Genomic DNA, 17,053 nt, shown 5'->3' with positions numbered 1-17,053 from the left:
AGGCCCCTCAGTCCCATTCCAGACCGCCGCGCCGCCATACGTACGCGTACGCGACGAAGACGGTGAGCACGAAGAGCAACATCTCCACGAGCCCGAAAACACCCAGGGCGTCGAAGGTGACGGCCCAGGGGTAGAGGAAGACGATCTCGATATCGAAGACGATGAAGAGCATCGCCGTCAGGTAGTACTTGATGGGGAAGCGCCCGCCGCCGGCCGGCGTGGGGGTCGGCTCGATTCCGCACTCGTAGGCCTCGAGCTTGGCCCGGTTGTATCGCTTTGGACCGATAAGCGTGGCCATGACCACGGAGAAGATCGCAAAGCCTGCCCCGAGGGCTCCCAGTACGAGGATCGGCGCATACGCGTTCACGTTCCTCGCTCCTCTCAGTCGGCATTGACTGCATGGCGGGTCCCCCCTGCCCGAGCGAAGTCGGGACCGGGGGAGGTTGCGTCGGGCAAGCACTCCCGCCCCACCTGTCCCACGAGCCCCGTGCGTCCCGACGAAGATCGCGTACATGTGAAGCAGGTCACAAGCCCAACCGCCTCGCATCTTATGCCCGTCGGTCTGTGATCTGCGACACGGGGTACAGCAAGGACTTTGTGATCTCCACCACCTGATGAAGGATCATGAAGTCGAATGAGCGGGGATCTTCACACGCGAAGCGTCCGTGCGATCACGAGAGGTGACATTTGCCCTCGTCACCGCAGGCCTGGAGCGGCATCTCCATATCAAGAGACTTCCCCTGCATGCAAATTAGTGCTGGACGCGAGGGCTTGATAGAGGGCCGCATTCACACATCAGAGGGACGGGTGTGGATGGACATGGGCGCGTGCACGCGTTCACGAGGGGTGACCGTCCGGACACACGCGCGGGACACGCTCGCCGCGGCGACCGTTCCGTGACCTGCGCCACACTCACCTATGGGCCGGATAAGCCGGGCTTGGCCACCGGCTCCAACCAGTGGTAAGCAGCGGGCAATCCGGACGTAATACCGAAAGGGCATGATCACAGGCTTGATCATCTCTGTCCGCAATGCCCGTTACGGCGTCAATAAAGAGTGACGCGCCCGGGATTCAGCCGCAGATTGAACAACTGTGGCGCACCACACGTTTCTTGAAGGTATGAGGGAGCCCCTGATACCGGTTGTACCCATGTCCCACACCGCTCACATACGCAGCCACCGGAAGCCCCGCCGCAACGCGTCGACGCTCGCGATGCGCACCGGAGTTGCCGGTGGCGTTCTCAGCACCCTGGCCGTGGCCGGTGCGGCCGGTTCGGCGAACGCGGCCGAGCCCGTGACGCAGACGCTCGAACTGCCCACCCTGACGGCCGACCTGGCCACCCAGCTCGCGCAGTCCGCGGAAGTCACGCAGCAGGCCGCGGCGAACTACGAGCTGCAGGCAGAGCGCGACGCCGCAGCCGCCAAGGCCGCCCAGCAGGCCAAGGCGGACCTCGCCGACGCCAAGAAGAAGGCGGAGGCCAAGAAGAAGGCAGAGGCCGCACGCAAGGCCGCAGCCGCCGAGGCCGCCTCGCGGTCCGCCGAGCGGACCGTCCTGTCCTCCTCCGACTCCCCCTCCGCCTCCACCTCCACGTCCTCGAACGTCTCCGCCCCGGCCAGCGGCAATGTCGCGACCGTCATCGCCTTCCTCAAGGCGCAGGTCGGCGATGCGTACGTCATGGGCGGTACGGGCCCCAACGCGTGGGACTGCTCCGGCCTCGTGCAGGCCGCGTTCAAGCAGGTCGGTGTCGACCTGCCGCGCGTCTCGGGGGATCAGTCGACGGCCGGTACGCCGGTCTCGCTGTCCAACCTCGAGGTCGGGGACATCCTGTACTGGGGTTCGGCCGGGTCGGCTTACCACGTGGGCGTGTACATCGGTGACGGCCAGTACCTGGACGCGGCCAACCCCTCCAAGGGTGTGGTGATTCAGGACCTTTCGGGCTATCCGGCCACGGGCGCGGTGCGCGTCCTCTGAGTCGCACAGCTTTCTGAGTCATACGACTCGGCGACAGGGGCGCCGCGTGAGGGCGGCGCCCCTGTCACCGAGTCCGTCATGGAATCGACGAGGCCGACGAGCATCGTCACACCAACGGGAACAGTCGACTGACGACCGCGACCGGGCGTGCCTCCGCAGGGCGGATGGACGGTCGCTGTTCGCGGTCCTGATAGCGCGCGAGAGTCCGCCGTACGGTCGCGGCGACCGCCGCCAGTTCCTCCGGCGTGAGGTAGACCACCGCGCTGAATGCCTCGTCCTGCTGCCATTCCTCGGGCACTTGGTCCTTCTGGGCGAGCCACTGCTGATAGCTCTCGTCCTCGAGCCCTCGCACCAACTCCCCGAAGCCGGACTCCGAGCCCGTTCCCGAGGCCGAGTCGGCCGTCTCCCGCCGCAGCCTCCATGGACGAGCGCGCCCGCCGCTCTGCGGCACCTCCTCGATACGCCCATACCGTGCCAACTGCCGCAAATGGAATGAGCAGAGGCCGGAGCTGTATCCGAGCCGTGCCGCCGCCTCCGTGGCCGTCACCGTCCCCACCTCCGCGAGCAGCTCCAGCAGGGCCGTGCGTATGTCGTGCGCCGGCAACTGGTCCGATCCCCGGTCTCGCTCTCGGTGCCGGCCCAGGCCTTGGTCCTGACTCAGGCCCTGCCCCTGCCCCTGGCTCTCGGCCTGGCTCTGGTCCTCGTCCTGCCCCTGGCCCCGGTCCTGGCCGCCGTCCCCGGCTCGGTGCACATCGTCTTCAGTCACTTTGCAAAGCCTGCTACTTTGCAAAGCACTTGGCAAGTTGCCGAGTTGGTCAGATGAGCGAGGGGGCGTCATGTCCGTCAGGCGCGGGGTGTTCGTGCAGGGAGTGCTCGTCGAGTCGTATCCGATGGTGCCTCCGGAGGCCGCGCGGGGCTCGGTGCGGCGGATCACCGAGGTGGGCGAGGAGGTGCTGCATCGGCCGAGCCGGGAAGTGATCCGGGCCGGTGCGGAAGGGATCGGGTTCGGCAGTCCGGAGCTCTCCGCGCTCGTCGACGACATGTTCCTGACGATGTACGTCGCTGACGGCGCGGGACTGGCCGCGAATCAGGTCGACGTGGATCTGCGGCTCGTCGTGTACGACTGCCCGGACGACGACGGCGTCCGACACGTCGGACACATCGCCAACCCGGTCCTGGACCAGCTCGCCCCGGCCGGACGACGCCTCCTCGACGAGGGCGAGGGCTGTCTGTCGGTGCCGGGGGCGGTCATGGACGTTCCGCGTCCCGACCGCGCGGTGGTGCGCGGCTTCGACAAGGACGGGAACCCCCTCGTCATCGAGGGAACGGGCTACTTCGCCCGCTGTCTGCAGCACGAGACCGACCACGTCGACGGGCACGTCTACTTGGACCGGCTGTCCCGGCGCGAACGCAAGGACGCGCTGCGGCAGATGGAAGACCGCCGCGAGCACGTCTTCGCTCGGAGGCTCAGTAAGGCGGCCGAGCTGAGGGGCTGACGTCCTCGCTGCCCTGTCTCAGCCGCGGCGCCCCGGCTCCCGCGTCACGCCTTCGGGGCCACCTTGGACAGCCCGTTGATGATCCGGTCCATCGCGTCGCCGCCCGTCGGGTCCGTCAGGTTCGCGAGCATCTTGAGGGTGAACTTCATCAGCAGGGGGTGGGTCAGGCCTCGCTGCGTCGCGATCTTCATGACCTTGGGGTTGCCGATGAGCTTCACGAAGGCGCGGCCGAGGTTGTAGTAGCCGCCGTAGGTGTCCTTGAGGACGCGGGGGTAGCGCTGGAGGGCCAGTTCTCGCTGGGCGGGGGTGGAGCGGGCGTGGGCCTGGACGATGACGTCCGCGGCGATCTGGCCGGACTCCATGGCGTAGGCGATGCCCTCGCCGTTGAAGGGGTTCACCAGGCCGCCGGCATCGCCGACCAACAACAACCCCTTCGTGTAGTGCGGCTGGCGGTTGAAGGCCATCGGGAGCGCGGCGCCTCGGATCGGGCCGGTCATGTTCTCGGGCGTGTAGCCCCATTCCTCCGGCATCGAGGCGCACCACGCCTTCAGGACCTCGCGCCAGTCCAGTTCCTTGAAGGAGTCGGAGGTGTTGAGGACGCCGAGGCCGACGTTCGACGTGCCGTCGCCCATGCCGAAGATCCAGCCGTAGCCGGGGAGGAGACGGTCCTCGGCGCCACGGCGGTCCCACAGCTCCAGCCAGGACTCCAGGTAGTCGTCCTCGTGACGCGGGGACGTGAAGTACGTACGGACCGCGACGCCCATCGGCCGGTCCTCACGACGGTGCAGGCCCATCGCCAGGGAGAGCCGGGTGGAGTTGCCGTCGGCTGCGACGACCAGCGGGGCGTGGAAGGTGACCTCCCGCTTCTCCCCCGAGTCGACGTCGCCGAGCTTGGCGTGCACGCCGGTGATGCGGCCGGTGCGGTCGTCGACGATCGGGGCGCCGACGTTGCAGCGCTCGTACAGCCGCGCGCCCGCCTTCTGCGCCTGCCGTGCCAGCTGCTCGTCGAAGTCGTCCCGCTTGCGGACGAGTCCGTAGTCGGGGAAGGAGGCGAGATCCGGCCAGTCCAACTGGAGGCGGACGCCACCGCCGATGATGCGGAGGCCCTTGTTCCGCAGCCAGCCGGCCTCCTCCGAGATGTCGATGCCCATGGAGATGAGTTGTTTGGTGGCGCGCGGCGTCAGGCCGTCACCGCAGACCTTCTCCCGGGGAAACGCGGTCTTCTCCAGGAGCAGGACATCGAGTCCGGCCTTCGCCAGGTAGTACGCGGTCGTGGAACCGGCTGGTCCCGCCCCGACGACGATCACATCTGCGGTGTTTTCGGAGAGGGGTTGGGGCTCGGTCACGGCGGGGTCTCCCCAAGACTCGAAATCTGCGTGCTGACGGGCACTGGACATGGGCAGTCTATGCAGCGGTACTGATCACCTGGTTGAAGGGCTGCCCCCGTGAACCGAGCTCTCCCCGACGTACGGCTCCGTGTCCCCACCGACGAGGACGCTTTCGCCTGGCACCGAGTCTTCGCCCACCCGGAAGTCATGGAGTTCCACGGCGGCCGGGCTGCCGAGCTGTCGGTGTACGAGGAGCTCACCGCACGGCAGCGACGGCACGACGCCGAGCTCGGGTTCTGTCTGTGGACGATGGTCGACTCCGGGGGTGAGGTGCTCGGCTTCACCGGTGCGCAGCCCTGGCCGCACGCGTGGGGCCCGGCCGGGCAGATCGAGATCGGCTGGCGGCTCGGACGGGCGCACTGGGGCAAGGGGTATGTCACCGCTGCCGCGCTCACCACCCTGGAGCGGGTCCGTGACGCGGGCGTATCCAGCGTGATCGCCATGGTCAACACGCGCAACGAGCGCTCCATCGCGGTGACGAGACGTCTCGGCATGGAGCTCGCCGAGACGGTCACGTCGCCGACGACGCAGCAGCAGGCACACCGCTACCGACTGGCTCTCTGACGGGCCTCACCCCCTTCGGGCGAGTTCTCTGAAGGCTTCCGGAAGAGCCCGGCCGGGCTTACCCTTCCGGTACCGCTGGGGGGTGACGTCTGTGCGCATAACACCCAAGACACCCGAAGTGCGCGTGCCGCGGTTCATCGGCCTGATGGCCGTGGACGCGCGCGAGACGGCCGAGGCGCGAGGTGTGCTGCTCGCCGCGCCGGACCGGCCGGACTTCCATCTCACGGTCGTCGACTACGTCGTACGCCAATATCCGCCACCCGGCTCCGAGGTTCCGCGGGGTGCCATGGTCACCGTGTGGTTCGACCTGGGTGACGCGGAGGGCGGCGCGGGTGTGCGCGAGCCGCGCCTGCCTCGTCCGCCGTCGGGCGGACTGCGCCGCGAGCTCGACGCGCCGGGGGACCCGTTCGCGGTGCTCAGGTGAACAAGTGGACAGGTGGGCAGGTAGGCAGGTGGGCACCTGAGCCACGTGATCAGATGGTCACCCGAGCCAGGTGACCAGGTGAGCCGTTAAGCGGTCTTGAAGCCCCGGTGCAGCGCGACGATGCCACCCGTCAGGTTCCGCCAGGCCACCTTCGACCAGCCGGCCTTGCGCAGCAGCTCGGCCAGGGCGGGCTGGTCGGGCCAGGCGCGGATGGACTCGGCGAGATAGACGTACGCATCGGGGTTGGAGGACACCGCGCGGGCGACCGGCGGCAACGCGCGCATCAGGTACTCCGTGTACACGGTGCGGAAGGGCGCCCACGTCGGGTGCGAGAACTCGCAGATCACGACCCGGCCGCCCGGCTTGGTCACCCGGTACAGCTCACTCAGCGCCGTTTCGGTCTCCTGGACGTTGCGCAGCCCGAAGGAGATCGTCACCGCGTCGAAGGTGTCGTCCTTGAAGGGCAGCTTCGTCGCGTCGCCCGCGGTGAGCGGCAACCAGGGGTGGTTCTTCTTGCCGACGCGGAGCATGCCGAGGGAGAAGTCGCACGGGACGACGTACGCACCCGTGCGCGCGAAGGGGAGGGACGAGGTCGCCGTCCCGGCCGCCAGGTCCAGGATCTTCTGTGCGGGGCGCGCGTCGACCGCCTTCGCGACCTCTCTGCGCCACACCCGGTCCTGGCCGAGCGACAGCACGTCGTTCGTCAGGTCGTACCGTTCCGCCACGTCGTCGAACATCGAGGCGACTTCATGCGGCTGCTTGTCCAGGGATGCGCGGGTCACGCCCCCATTGTGGCAGCACGGGCCGGGCGACTCTCCAGCGCCCGGCCCGTACGCCGGTCTCACACAACCCTCTCAGGGGAGCAGTTTCGGCTTCTTCTTGGCGGCCACGTCCTCGACCCAGCCGAACAGCAGGATCGCGATCCAGATCAGCACCCAGCCGATGCCGAACATGAACCACTGGCTCTCCAGCGGCAGCCACTTCTCGAAGGCGGGCACCTTCCAGAACTGGTCGATCAGCGGAACCGCGAGGATCAGCGCGATCTCGTGCCAGAGATAGATCGTCACCGCCCGCCCGTTGAAGATCGTCACGATCCGGTCGAGCCGCTTGAAGCGGGCCAGCCAGGCGAAGTCGACGTTGTAGTACGCCTTGAAGTACATCAGCAGCGTCACGAAGCCGGCCGACCAGAAGGTCTGCGCGAGCGGGATCTCGTCCAGGTCGTAGGTGCCGAACTCCGCCTGGTGGGCGAAGGCGTACCAGCCGCCGTACGCCAGCAGGCCCAGCGACGCCAGAACCACCAGGGCCGGCTTCAGCCGCTGGAGCACGCCCTCGCGGTGCGCGAAGCCGACGAGCCAGCAGAACAGGTAGGTGGCGAGGTCCGTGAGACCGCTGCCGAAGCGGTCGTACGGGGGCTGCCACCCGTACTGGAAGACCACGATCGGGGCGAGGGAGAGGAGCAGAACCGGAATGGGGGCCTTCCTGAAGACCCACAGGAGCAGCGGGGAGAGCAGGACGAACCAGAGGTACGTCCGTAGGTACCAGAGGATCTCCCAGGCCTGAACGCCCCACTGGTTGCCCGGCGGGTCGCCGACCGGCACGATCCAGAAGACGATCTGCCAGCCCGGCATCCAGTCGTGGATCAGCATCGCCACCACGACGAAGAATCCCCAGAACCAGAAGGGCGGCAGCAGTCGCCGCATCCGGCTCTTGACCACCTTGAACGCGGGGCGCTCCAGGGACTTGGCCATCAGCGTGCCGGCGAGCGCGAACATCACGCCCATCGACGGGAAGACCATGCCGGCCCAGGCCCAGCCGAAGGTGTGGTAGGTCACGACGCGGACCAGTGCGACGGCGCGCAGCGCGTCGAAGTAGCGGTCGCGTCCCCCGGCCTTGGGCTTCGGCTTCGATTCCGGTCCGGACTCCGATTCCGCTTCCGGTTCCGTTTCCAGTTCCGGCCCCGGCGTCGAATCCGGGTTCGGCTTCGACCTCGGCCTCGGCCTCGGCTTCGGCTTCGGAGAGGGCTCGGACGACGTATCGGGCTTGGGCTCGGACGGCGGCGCGGCGACAGTCACAGGCTCCGGCTCGACCGCCGGCAGGGGCGCCGTGTCAGTGGCGTACCCCTGCCCGTAGTCGACGTACGCCTGCCCGGTCCCGGAGTAGCCCTGGCCCTGGCCCTGGCCGTACGACTGGGGCTGCTGCGCATAGCCGCCACCGTAGGGATCGGGCTGCTGGCCGTACCCGTAGCCGTACCCCGGCTGCCCGTGCTGTCCCTGGTACTCCTGCCGCCCTTGGTATCCCTGCTGCCCTTGGTATCCCTGCTGCCCTTGTTGTTCCGAGCCCCAGCTCATATCAGCTCACTCCTGCCGGAGTCCCGACCTCGCCCGTGCGCTTGAGCTTCTGCCAGCGGAGGCGGCCGCCGGTGAGAGCCGTGACGGAGGAGTGGATCAGGACGAGGTACATCATCTGGCGGTACGCGAGTTGCTGGAGCGGCAGCATCGCGAGGTAGCGGTACTTCTCCCGGTCGAGCCGGAACGCGTAGGCCGCGCAGACGAGTTGGACGACCAGTACCGCCAGCCAGGCCAGCAGCGAGGCCCAGAAGTCGACGAAGATCATCGAGTAGATGGTGAACACGTCGATCAGCGGCGCGAGAACCGGCGTGATGATCTGGAAGATGACCACAAGCGGCATACCGACGCGACCGAAGCGGCCCGAAGGTCCCTTGTCCGTCAGGGACTTGCGGTGCTTCCACAGCGCCTGCATGGTGCCGTACGACCAGCGGTAGCGCTGCGACCACAGCTGCTTGAGCGAACCGGGCGCCTCCGTCCAGGCCTTGGCGTGCTCCTGGTAGACGACCCGCCAGCCCGCGCGGTGCATGGCGATGGTGATGTCGGTGTCCTCGGCGAGCGTGTCCTCGCTCATGCCGCCGACCTCGAGCACCGCGTCCCGGCGGAACGCGCCGATCGCGCCCGGAATGGTGGGCATGCAGCGCAGCAGGTCGTACATGCGACGGTCGAGGTTGAAGCCCATCACGTACTCGATGTGCTGCCAGGCGCCGATGATGGTGTTGCGGTTGCCGACCTTGGCATTGCCCGCGACCGCGCCGATCTCCGGGTCCGCGAACGGCTGCACGAGCTGGTGCACGGCGTCCGGCTCGAAGACGGTGTCACCGTCCATCATCACGACGATGTCGTAGCTGGCGTTGCGCACACCGTTGTTGAGCGCGGCCGGCTTGCCCGCGTTCTCCTGGCGGATGACGCGGACGTTCGGGATGCCCATCGCCTCGACGATCTCCGACGTGCCGTCCGTAGAGCCGTCGTCGACGACGATGATCTCGATCGGATGGGTGGACCGCGTCAGGGAGTCGATCGTGTTGGCGATGCACTCCTTCTCGTTGTACGCGGGCACGATCACGGTCACCGGCCTGGTGACCGTCGGCCCCCAACTGAATTTCCCGCCCTTGCCGCGCTTTTTGTTGCGCTGTCTGTAGTGGCGGCGGGCGAGGACCAGCATCAGCCCGAACCGGCCCATGACGGACACGCCGACGACGAACAGCAGCCAGGACAGCACCGGCAGGACCCACTCGGCGACCGCGACCGCGTAGATGAGGGCCTTGCCCTCGTACAGGGTCGCGCCGGACGCCTTCGACTGGCCGGACTGCTCGACGTTCACGTTGCCGGCGTCGGCCGAACCGGGCCCGGACTGCGTGCCACCCGACTGCCCACCCGGAACACCGGTCGGCGCGGCCCCGGCCTCGACGGTCTGCCCGGAACCGGTGTTTCCGCCCGGCCGGCCGTTCTGGCCCTGGTTCAGCTTCGCCATCGCGCCGCTGACCGTGGTGAAGGAGTACCCCTTCTTCTTCATCTTCTTGATGTACGTGTCGAGCGCCTTGACCGTCTGCGAACGGTCACCGCCCGCGTCGTGCATGAGGACGACGGCGCCCTCGTTGTTCTTCGGCGTGGCCCACTTGACGATCTTCGAAACGCCCGGCTTCTTCCAGTCGTCACTGTCGGTGTCGACGAAGACGCTGACGTAGCCCAGGTCTCCGATGTCCTGGTAGACCGGCCAGCTGTAATTGTCGACCGCGTTGATCTCCGACGAGTACGGGGCGCGGAACAGCGTGGTCGTGACCCCCGCCGCACCGGCCAGCGCGAGCTGCGTCTGCGTCAGCTCACGCTTCAGCCGCGCCGTGGTCTGGTAGGAGAGGTCGACGTGCGTGAAGGTGTGGATGCCGACCTCGTTGCCCTGGTCCACCAGGTCCTTCACGATGCTCGGGTAGCGGGAGACCATCGAGCCGACCATGAAGAACGTGGCTTCGATGTCGTTGTCCTCGAGGACCTTGAGGACCTTGGGAGTCCAGTCCCCGGTCGGACCGTCGTCGAAGGTGAGCACGATGGTCTTCTTCGGTACGGACTGCGTCTTCGCCGTGCCGTTGTTGAAGGTCAGGAGAGGACCGCCGTCGAGGATTTTCTCCGGCACCTCGTCGTAGGCGGCGCCGTCGCGCACCCGGGAGTCATTGCCGATCTCGGAGCGCAGATAGCCATCGAGCAGCATCACGCTGGTGAGTCCCAGCAGGAGGAGCAGGGCGAGGATCACACGGGGTTTCTGCAGCGCCGCGGCCCTGCCCGCCGCCCGCTCCATCTTGGAGGGGGCACGCCGGCGGCCGCGCGAGGGCGTCGTCGAAGTCATGTGGGTGGGTCCGTTCCGGTCAGTTGGCGCCGGTGGAGGCAGACGCAGAGGGAGCCGAGGAGGGGGCCTCGCCGGTGGGCGTGCCCGACGGCGGGTTGCCGGTGGGCCTGCCGGTGGGGGCCACGCCACCCTGCGGCTGGAAGTTGCCTCCGGGGGCGGAGCCGGCCTGGCCACCGCCGAACGGGATCAGCGAGTTCGGGGTGAGCGAGGTGCCCACGCCCATGAAGGCCATGCCGAGAACGACCGCGTAGCCGAGGCACACGGCGCCGAAGAGCATGCCGACTCGGCGCAGGAGACGTGCTCTGCGCCCGGAGCTGTCAACGAAGACGGGCCCGTCCCCGGACCCGTTGCCGGGTTTGCGGCGACGGCCGCGCACTTGGGCGCGGTTTTCGATGGCTGACTCGGATTGCATTCCCCGGATATTAGGACGCCTTTATGTGGCCAATTCTCTGGTTCTCATGTGAGGCACCCATGAAACTTGGCCCAACCTGTCCGTTCCCTGAGAGAATTCTCGATCATCCGCGCAGCTCGGGACTGACACATACAGACCTTATGTACCATTCTCGCGCCCGACTCGCCCGATTCACCCCCTGCCCCTATGTGCTTTCTATGCGTTTCCTGTATTCGTGAATCAACACCGAATGTGCCACCTTTGAACTCCGGAATCGCACTTTGTTTCCGTCCTGAGACAGAAATCACGAGAGCGGGTGCATGCGCAATGAGGAGTTTCCTGAAGCCGGCCGCCGGGCTCGTCTGCCTGGTGGCCCTGGCCTGTGCGGGGTGCTCCTCCGGTGGTGATGACACCTCGGACGCGGCGCCCGCACAGACCCCGCAGACGAGTGCGGCGCCCTCCGAGACCGAGGCCACGTCCACCACCTCGTACGCGCCCTACGTGAGCGCCACGGCCACCTCCGCCACGGACGCGACCGGGTCCCCGACCACCTACAACCTGGCCTTCGTGATCTCGGACGGCAGCGACTGCACGCCCAAGTGGAACGGGACGGAGGCCATCGACAAGGCCTCGGTGACGTCCCGGATCTCGGCGCTCAAGGAGTCCGGCGCGAGCGTGCGCGTCTCCTTCGGCGGGGCGTCCGGCAAGGAGCTGGCCGAGACCTGCGACAGCGCGAGCGCGCTCGCCGAGGCCTACGGCGAGGCGCTCGACGCCGCCGGATCGACCCAGGCGGACTTCGACATCGAGGGCGACACGCTGACCGACTCCGACTCGGTCGCGCTGCGCTCCGAGGCGATCGCGCTGCTCCAGAAGGAGCGCAGCGACCTGAACGTCTCCTTCACACTGCCGGTCATGCCGTCCGGCCTCGACGCCGACAGCCTGGCGCTGCTGGAGTCCGCCAACGACAACTCCGTGGCGGTCTCCACCGTCAACATCATGACGATGAACTACGGCACGTCGTACGGCGGTGACATGGGTGACTACGCGGAGACCTCCGCCGAGGCGACCCACGACCAGCTGGAGGACGTCTTCGGGCTGTCGAGCGAGGGGGCGTGGCAGGGGCTCGCGCTCACCTCGATGATCGGCGACAACGACGTGGCGGGCGAGACGTTCACCCTCTCGGACGCGGCTCAGGTGCGGGAGTTCGCCGAGGAGAAGAAGATCGCGTGGGTCTCCATGTGGTCGACGTTCCGTGATCAGCAGTGTTCGAGTGACGATGCGGATTCGGACAATGCGGCAACCAATTGCAGTGGGGTGACGCAGACTTCGGGGGCGTTTGCGGAGGCGTTGGCCGGATGAAAACTGCGGGCCGTGGGGAGCTCGTCGCGCCCACTCTGCGGAGCCCGCAAATGGCACAACCCCGCGCCCAAAAAAGGCTCGCCGCAGCGGACGAGCGTGAATGAGCTCAGCGCCGTCTGTGTACCAAGCGGCCTGCACACACCGTCGCGATGCACGTGCCGTCCTCGTCGAAAACAGCCAGGTCTGCGCGGGCCGTGTCGGTGATCATCGGCTTTCCTGTACGAGGAAGGACAGCGACCTCGTTGCGGGAAGCCGCCGCTCGGAGGTCGGCCGTGTCGGCGTGTTCCGCCCGTACGGCGGTGGCGCCCAGTTTCAGTACGGCGTGGACGCGCTCTCGGGGGCTCGGCGCCTCGGGCAGGGCCCCCTCGTGGACGAGCGCCGGCCCGAGCACGCCGGGCCAGCGTCGCAGCCGCGCGCCCGGAAACCGCTCCAACAGCTCGGCGAGCGGCCCGAAGCCCGCGACGCGGTCCCCGTCGACGGCGACCGCGCCCTCCTTCACCGGCTCGGCGTCCCAGGTGACCCGAAGCTCGTCCGCGGCGTGAATCGTCAGCACGACGGCGCTAGTTGGAGGTCAGCAGCTTCAGCTCGGGGTGTGCGGTGCCACCCTCGATCGCGGTCGACGAGATGTGCGACATGACCCGCTCGTCGACCGGGTCGTTCGCCGGGTCGTCGTGGACCACGATGTGCTCGTACGTCGTCGTCCGCTGGGCCGGAACGCGGCCCGCCTTGCGGATGAGGTCGATGATCTCCAGGCGGTTGGAGCGGTGCTTGGCGCCCGCCGAGGAGACGACGTTCTCCTCCAGCATGATCGAGCCGAGGTCGTCCGCGCCGTAGTGCAGCGAGAGTTGGCCGACCTCCTTGCCGGTGGTCAGCCAGGAGCCCTGGATGTGGGCGACGTTGTCGAGGAAGAGGCGGGCGATCGCGATCATCCGCAGATACTCGAACAGCGTGGCCTGGGTGCGGCCCTTGAGGTGGTTGTTCTCGGGCTGGTAGGTGTACGGGATGAAGGCGCGGAAGCCGCCCGTCCGGTCCTGTACGTCACGGATCATCCGCAGGTGCTCGATGCGCTCGGCGTTGGTCTCGCCGGTGCCCATGAGCATGGTGGAGGTCGACTCGACGCCCAGCCCGTGCGCGGCCTCCATGATCTCCAGCCAGCGCTCGCCGGACTCCTTGAGGGGAGCGATCGCCTTGCGCGGCCGCTCGGGCAGGAGCTCCGCGCCCGCGCCCGCGAAGGAGTCGAGACCGGCGGTGTGGATGCGCTGGATCGCCTCCTCCACACTCACCTTGGAGATGCGGGCCATGTGCTCGACCTCGCTCGCCCCCAGCGAGTGGATGACGAGCTGCGGGTAGGCGGCCTTGATCGCGGAGAAGTGCTTCTCGTAGTACTCGACGCCGTAGTCCGGGTGGTGCCCGCCCTGGAACATGATCTGCGTACCACCGAGCTCGACGGTCTCGGCGCAGCGGCGCAGGATGTCGTCGAGGTCGCGGGTCCAGCCCTTGGCGGTGTCCTTCGGGGCGGCGTAGAAAGCGCAGAACTTGCACGCCGTGACGCACACGTTCGTGTAGTTGATGTTGCGCTCGATGATGTACGTGGCGATGTGCTCGGTGCCCGCGTACTTCGCCTTGCGTACGGCGTCGGCGGCGGCGCCGAGCGCGTGCAGCGGGGCGTCGCGGTAGAGGTCGAGCGCCTCTTCGGGGGTGATCCGCCCACCCGCGGCGGCACGGTCGAGGACGGACTGAAGGTCGGCCTTCTCGGTCACCGGGAGCGTCCCTTTCATAGGGGTGTGGACGGACCTTGCCAGCCTACGCCAGCCCTGCCCTGAGCCCGACGTCAGGCCGCGAACGCCCCGATCAGCAGCCCGATGTACGCGCCCGCGATCAGGAACGGCCCGAAGGGGATGGAGGTCTTGCGCCCGGCTCGCCGCGCGATGACGAGCCCCAGCCCGTACAGCCCCCCGAACAGGAACCCCGCGAAGGTCCCCAGCACGACGGTCCCCCACCCGTACCAGCCGAGCACGGCCCCGAGCCCCGGCGCGAGCTTCACGTCCCCGAATCCCATCCCGTTCGGGTTGATGAGAAAGAGAAGGAAGTACGCGCCGCCGAGGCCGAGCGCCCCGAACAGCGCGGTCGGCCAGTCCCCCACGTGCTCGGGCACGGCGGCGACCACCCCGAGCAGCCCGAGCGCGCCGACCGCGAGCGGCAGGGTCAGCGCATCGGGCAACCGCTGCACCCTGAAGTCCACGACGGCGAGCAGCACTCCGAGGGGCGCGAGCAGCAGCCAGACGCCGAGTTCGGGGCGGGTGCCGGTGGCGAGGGCCAGACCGGCGCAGACGAGGGCGGTGGTGAGGGCCGTACGGGGGGTGCCGGGTCCGTACGATGACGTACGGGATGCGCGAAATGTACTGGATGCACTGGACCTACGGAATGTACTGGGTACCCGGGATATCGCGGACATCCGGACGGAGTCGGCGCACGCGACGCACCCGGCGAGTCCGAGCCAGCCCCGCGCGATGCCGGTGATCGGATGACCGTCCGGGCACCGGTCCCGCCACGTCTCGTCCGGTTCCACCGCGAACCGGTACGCGGCCCGCGGCACCAGCAGCCCCACCGCCGCGCCCCAGAGGGCGGCGACGGCGGTCAGCCAGAGGTCGGGATCCACGGGCCCACCTTACGCAGCCGCCCCACACCGCGGGCAGTGCGTAGATCTCGTAACCACCTGTCGCCAGAAGGTGGTTGCCGAAGATGGCCGCCTGCCAGGGCTCGCCGGGATCCTTCTGGTCGTTGCAGACCCAGCGCGGCCTTCTGGTCCTCGCTGTCAGGGCGTGGACGCCGCCGTCCCTGAGGAGCATCCGTACGTCTGGTCCCTGGGGCCGGCCGCGACGCTGCTTCTCGGCGCCGCCCTGATCGCCGTACTCGTCAGGCGCTCCACCGCCCGGCGGCCGGCCGAGCCCCCGACTACTTGATCTTCGCCATCCGAGCCACCGGATCCCCCGCCTCCGAGTTGTCCGTCTCGTACGTGAGTTCGGCCCCGACGGGAATCAGCCGCACCTCGTGTCTGCCGGTGGTGCACGTGCCGGGGTTGGACTCGTCGGCGATGCTCGTCGCGGTGAGCTGTTTCTCGGTGACCTTCTTCAGGACGAGTACGTCGTCGCAGACGCCGCCGATCAGGTCGGTCGACCGGAACGTACCCACCTCCTTGCCCACGGCGGCCCGGTGCAGGGTGACCCGGAAGGTGCCCGCGGGCAGCTTGCCGTCCAGGGCGAAGGCGTCGCCCTCCCATGTGCCGAGGTACTTCGCCGGCACGGAACCGGGCTCCGCGTCCACCGGCTCGGACGCGCTCGGTGTCGCCGCCGGAGGGGGGCTCGCCGCGGAGTCGGAGCCACTGGAAGCCGCGTCGTTGTCACCGCCCCCCGGCATCAGGTCGAACACGAACGCCGAGCCCACCGTGACCGCGGCCAGCGCTCCGGCGACGGCCAGCGCGACCGTACAACTCAGCTTGCGACCACGGCCGTTCATCCCGGGGGCCGAGGTCGCGGCCACACTGACGGAGAGCTTGCCGGGGCGGCCGACGGGCGGGGGCACCATGTCCTGCGGCTCGGCCCGCGCCTCACTCTGCCCCGGCACGTAGGCCGACTGCTGCGCCGGCACGTAGGTCGACTGCTGTCCCGGCCCATACGTCGGCATCGCGGGCGGCGGCCCGAACACCCCGCCGGGCACCGGCACGCCCGCGCCGGAACCGGACGCCGGTACCTCCGCGCCGGAGTTCGGGCCCACCGAAGGGCTGCTGAATCCCACCGGACCCGAGGGCGCCGGCTCGGTCGCCTCAAGGTTCAGCAGCTGTACGGCACTTCGGCTCACCTGCTCCACCAGCGCTCCCGGCAGCCATCCCGCCGTCACCAGCCGGGCCGCGCCCTCGGGAGCCAGCCGCGCGGCCGCCTCACCCGGAGTCGGCCGCCCGAGCGGTTCCTTCGCCAGGCACGCCGACACGAGATCCCGCAACCCGCCCTCCAGGGAGCCGAGTCGGGGCTCCTCGTGCACCACCTTGTAGAGGAGGGCAGCCGAGGAGTCACCGGAGAACGGGGACTCACCCGTCGCCGCGTACACCAGCACCGCGCCCAGCGAGAAGACGTCCGCCGCCCCCGTGACCCCCTGGCCGAGGATCTGCTCGGGCGACATGTAGCCCGGGGATCCGACGGAGACGCCCGTCGAGGTGAGCGAAGCCGTGCCGTCCGTCGCCCGCGCGATGCCGAAGTCGATCAGCAAGGGGCCGTCGAGGGTCAGCAGGACGTTGGACGGCTTGACGTCCCGGTGGACCAGACCCAGCGCGTGGACCGCCGAGAGCGCCTCGGCGAGGCCCGCGCCCAGGACTCGCACGGAAGGCAGCGGCAGCGGGCCACCATCCGCGACGGCGGCCGCGAGCGAGGGACCGGCCGCGTACCCCGTCGCGACCCACGGCACCGATGCCTCCGGGTCCGCGTCCAGGACCGGCGCCGTCCACGCGCCGCCCACCCGCCGAGCGGCCTCGACCTCACGACGGAAGCGGGCGCGGAACTCCTCGTCGAGCGCGAAGTGCGGGTGCACGATCTTGACCGCGACCGTACGGCCGCCCGCGCTGCGGCCCAGATACACCCGCCCCATGCCGCCGGAGCCCAGCCGGCCGAGCAGCCGGTAGGGCCCCACGACAGTGGGCTCGTCGACTCCGAGCGGCTGCATGACGCTCACCCCTCCCCCGTACGCACTCCACGCACTGCCCAGCAGCGTAGTGCCGTACGCG

17 protein-coding genes are annotated in these 17,053 nt (G+C 68.7%); 6 read left to right on the top strand and 11 right to left on the bottom strand.

Features of this window, described 5'->3' with window-relative positions; all coding sequences use genetic code 11:
* Nucleotides 1–7 precede the first annotated feature (7 nt).
* On the bottom strand, nucleotides 8–367 hold the full coding sequence (locus AB0D57_RS00320) for an NADH-quinone oxidoreductase subunit A (protein WP_007383963.1): 360 nt from the start codon (nucleotides 365–367) through the stop codon (nucleotides 8–10).
* A 752-nt stretch (nucleotides 368–1,119) separates the two neighbouring features.
* On the opposite strand from AB0D57_RS00320, the gene AB0D57_RS00315 reads away from it, so the two are divergent.
* On the top strand, nucleotides 1,120–1,971 hold the full coding sequence (locus AB0D57_RS00315; RefSeq protein WP_362065200.1) for a C40 family peptidase: 852 nt from the start codon (nucleotides 1,120–1,122) through the stop codon (nucleotides 1,969–1,971).
* A gap of 106 nt (nucleotides 1,972–2,077) precedes the next feature.
* On the opposite strand, the gene AB0D57_RS00310 is transcribed toward AB0D57_RS00315, so the two are convergent.
* Complete coding sequence (locus tag AB0D57_RS00310) at nucleotides 2,078–2,575, bottom strand: winged helix-turn-helix transcriptional regulator (RefSeq protein ID WP_362065675.1); 498 nt, start codon at nucleotides 2,573–2,575, stop codon at nucleotides 2,078–2,080.
* A 232-nt stretch (nucleotides 2,576–2,807) separates the two neighbouring features.
* Here AB0D57_RS00310 and def point away from each other — a divergent pair, with 232 nt between their 5' ends.
* A complete protein-coding gene (gene def / locus AB0D57_RS00305; protein WP_362065197.1) occupies nucleotides 2,808–3,467 on the top strand; it encodes a peptide deformylase in 660 nt (219 codons plus the stop codon).
* A gap of 44 nt (nucleotides 3,468–3,511) precedes the next feature.
* Here def and AB0D57_RS00300 read toward each other — a convergent pair whose 3' ends face one another.
* Complete coding sequence (locus AB0D57_RS00300) at nucleotides 3,512–4,813, bottom strand: geranylgeranyl reductase family protein (protein ID WP_362065194.1); 1,302 nt, start codon at nucleotides 4,811–4,813, stop codon at nucleotides 3,512–3,514.
* Between the two features lie 99 nt (nucleotides 4,814–4,912).
* Here AB0D57_RS00300 and AB0D57_RS00295 point away from each other — a divergent pair, with 99 nt between their 5' ends.
* On the top strand, nucleotides 4,913–5,419 hold the full coding sequence (locus tag AB0D57_RS00295) for a GNAT family N-acetyltransferase (RefSeq protein WP_362065191.1): 507 nt from the start codon (nucleotides 4,913–4,915) through the stop codon (nucleotides 5,417–5,419).
* A gap of 91 nt (nucleotides 5,420–5,510) precedes the next feature.
* Nucleotides 5,511–5,843 (top strand): PASTA domain-containing protein, encoded by a 333-nt coding sequence (locus AB0D57_RS00290; protein WP_362065188.1) that lies wholly within the window; start codon nucleotides 5,511–5,513, stop codon nucleotides 5,841–5,843.
* An 86-nt stretch (nucleotides 5,844–5,929) separates the two neighbouring features.
* Here the strand turns inward: AB0D57_RS00290 and AB0D57_RS00285 are convergent, their stop codons facing one another.
* From AB0D57_RS00285 to AB0D57_RS00270, 4 genes are all read right to left on the bottom strand, one after another.
* Nucleotides 5,930–6,625 carry a demethylmenaquinone methyltransferase gene (locus AB0D57_RS00285; protein WP_362065185.1) on the bottom strand — a complete coding sequence of 232 codons (696 nt, stop codon included), beginning with the start codon at nucleotides 6,623–6,625 and terminating at the stop codon, nucleotides 5,930–5,932.
* Nucleotides 6,626–6,697: 72 nt separating this feature from the next.
* Nucleotides 6,698–8,191, bottom strand: coding sequence for an acyltransferase family protein (locus AB0D57_RS00280; protein WP_362065182.1), 1,494 nt, complete (start codon nucleotides 8,189–8,191; stop codon nucleotides 6,698–6,700).
* A gap of 1 nt (nucleotide 8,192) precedes the next feature.
* Nucleotides 8,193–10,529: a bifunctional polysaccharide deacetylase/glycosyltransferase family 2 protein gene (locus AB0D57_RS00275; RefSeq protein ID WP_362065179.1), complete on the bottom strand. Its 2,337-nt coding sequence runs from the start codon at nucleotides 10,527–10,529 to the stop codon at nucleotides 8,193–8,195.
* 19 nt (nucleotides 10,530–10,548) lie between these two features.
* Nucleotides 10,549–10,941, bottom strand: coding sequence for a hypothetical protein (locus AB0D57_RS00270; protein ID WP_362065176.1), 393 nt, complete (start codon nucleotides 10,939–10,941; stop codon nucleotides 10,549–10,551).
* A gap of 306 nt (nucleotides 10,942–11,247) precedes the next feature.
* Between AB0D57_RS00270 and AB0D57_RS00265 the strand changes: the two genes are divergently transcribed.
* The gene (locus AB0D57_RS00265) at nucleotides 11,248–12,279 is read left to right on the top strand and encodes a chitinase (RefSeq protein ID WP_362065173.1); all 1,032 of its coding nucleotides are present in this window, start codon (nucleotides 11,248–11,250) and stop codon (nucleotides 12,277–12,279) included.
* Nucleotides 12,280–12,385: 106 nt separating this feature from the next.
* On the opposite strand, the gene AB0D57_RS00260 is transcribed toward AB0D57_RS00265, so the two are convergent.
* From AB0D57_RS00260 to AB0D57_RS00250, 3 genes are all read right to left on the bottom strand, one after another.
* A complete protein-coding gene (locus AB0D57_RS00260) occupies nucleotides 12,386–12,832 on the bottom strand; it encodes a hypothetical protein (protein WP_362065170.1) in 447 nt (148 codons plus the stop codon).
* 7 nt (nucleotides 12,833–12,839) lie between these two features.
* The gene (gene mqnC, locus AB0D57_RS00255) at nucleotides 12,840–14,039 is read right to left on the bottom strand and encodes a cyclic dehypoxanthinyl futalosine synthase (RefSeq protein ID WP_362065167.1); all 1,200 of its coding nucleotides are present in this window, start codon (nucleotides 14,037–14,039) and stop codon (nucleotides 12,840–12,842) included.
* 71 nt (nucleotides 14,040–14,110) lie between these two features.
* On the bottom strand, nucleotides 14,111–14,938 hold the full coding sequence (locus AB0D57_RS00250) for an A24 family peptidase (RefSeq protein WP_362065164.1): 828 nt from the start codon (nucleotides 14,936–14,938) through the stop codon (nucleotides 14,111–14,113).
* Between the two features lie 163 nt (nucleotides 14,939–15,101).
* On the opposite strand from AB0D57_RS00250, the gene AB0D57_RS00245 reads away from it, so the two are divergent.
* Complete coding sequence (locus AB0D57_RS00245; protein ID WP_362065161.1) at nucleotides 15,102–15,242, top strand: hypothetical protein; 141 nt, start codon at nucleotides 15,102–15,104, stop codon at nucleotides 15,240–15,242.
* Here AB0D57_RS00245 and AB0D57_RS00240 read toward each other — a convergent pair.
* The gene (locus AB0D57_RS00240; protein WP_362065158.1) at nucleotides 15,235–16,992 is read right to left on the bottom strand and encodes a protein kinase; all 1,758 of its coding nucleotides are present in this window, start codon (nucleotides 16,990–16,992) and stop codon (nucleotides 15,235–15,237) included. The two genes, AB0D57_RS00245 and AB0D57_RS00240, sit on opposite strands and share 8 nt — an antisense overlap.
* Nucleotides 16,993–17,053: the final 61 nt, after the last annotated feature.

It is taken from the genome of Streptomyces sp. NPDC048275 (assembly GCF_040652275.1).
Classification (GTDB): domain Bacteria; phylum Actinomycetota; class Actinomycetes; order Streptomycetales; family Streptomycetaceae; genus Streptomyces.
Note: the sequence above shows the minus strand (reverse complement) of the source record. Positions and strands in the feature narration are given on the sequence as shown.

What these genes read in the sequence shown, in the direction of transcription:
- AB0D57_RS00315 (WP_362065200.1), top strand. Translation starts at nt 1,120, where the DNA reads ATGAGGGAGCCCCTGATACCGGTTGTACCCATGTCCCACACCGCTCAC.
- def (WP_362065197.1), top strand. Translation starts at nt 2,808, where the DNA reads ATGTCCGTCAGGCGCGGGGTGTTCGTGCAGGGAGTGCTCGTCGAGTCG.
- AB0D57_RS00280 (WP_362065182.1), bottom strand. Translation starts at nt 8,191, where the DNA reads ATGAGCTGGGGCTCGGAACAACAAGGGCAGCAGGGATACCAAGGGCAG.
- AB0D57_RS00275 (WP_362065179.1), bottom strand. Translation starts at nt 10,529, where the DNA reads ATGACTTCGACGACGCCCTCGCGCGGCCGCCGGCGTGCCCCCTCCAAG.
- AB0D57_RS00270 (WP_362065176.1), bottom strand. Translation starts at nt 10,941, where the DNA reads ATGCAATCCGAGTCAGCCATCGAAAACCGCGCCCAAGTGCGCGGCCGT.
- AB0D57_RS00265 (WP_362065173.1), top strand. Translation starts at nt 11,248, where the DNA reads ATGAGGAGTTTCCTGAAGCCGGCCGCCGGGCTCGTCTGCCTGGTGGCC.
- AB0D57_RS00240 (WP_362065158.1), bottom strand. Translation starts at nt 16,992, where the DNA reads ATGCAGCCGCTCGGAGTCGACGAGCCCACTGTCGTGGGGCCCTACCGG.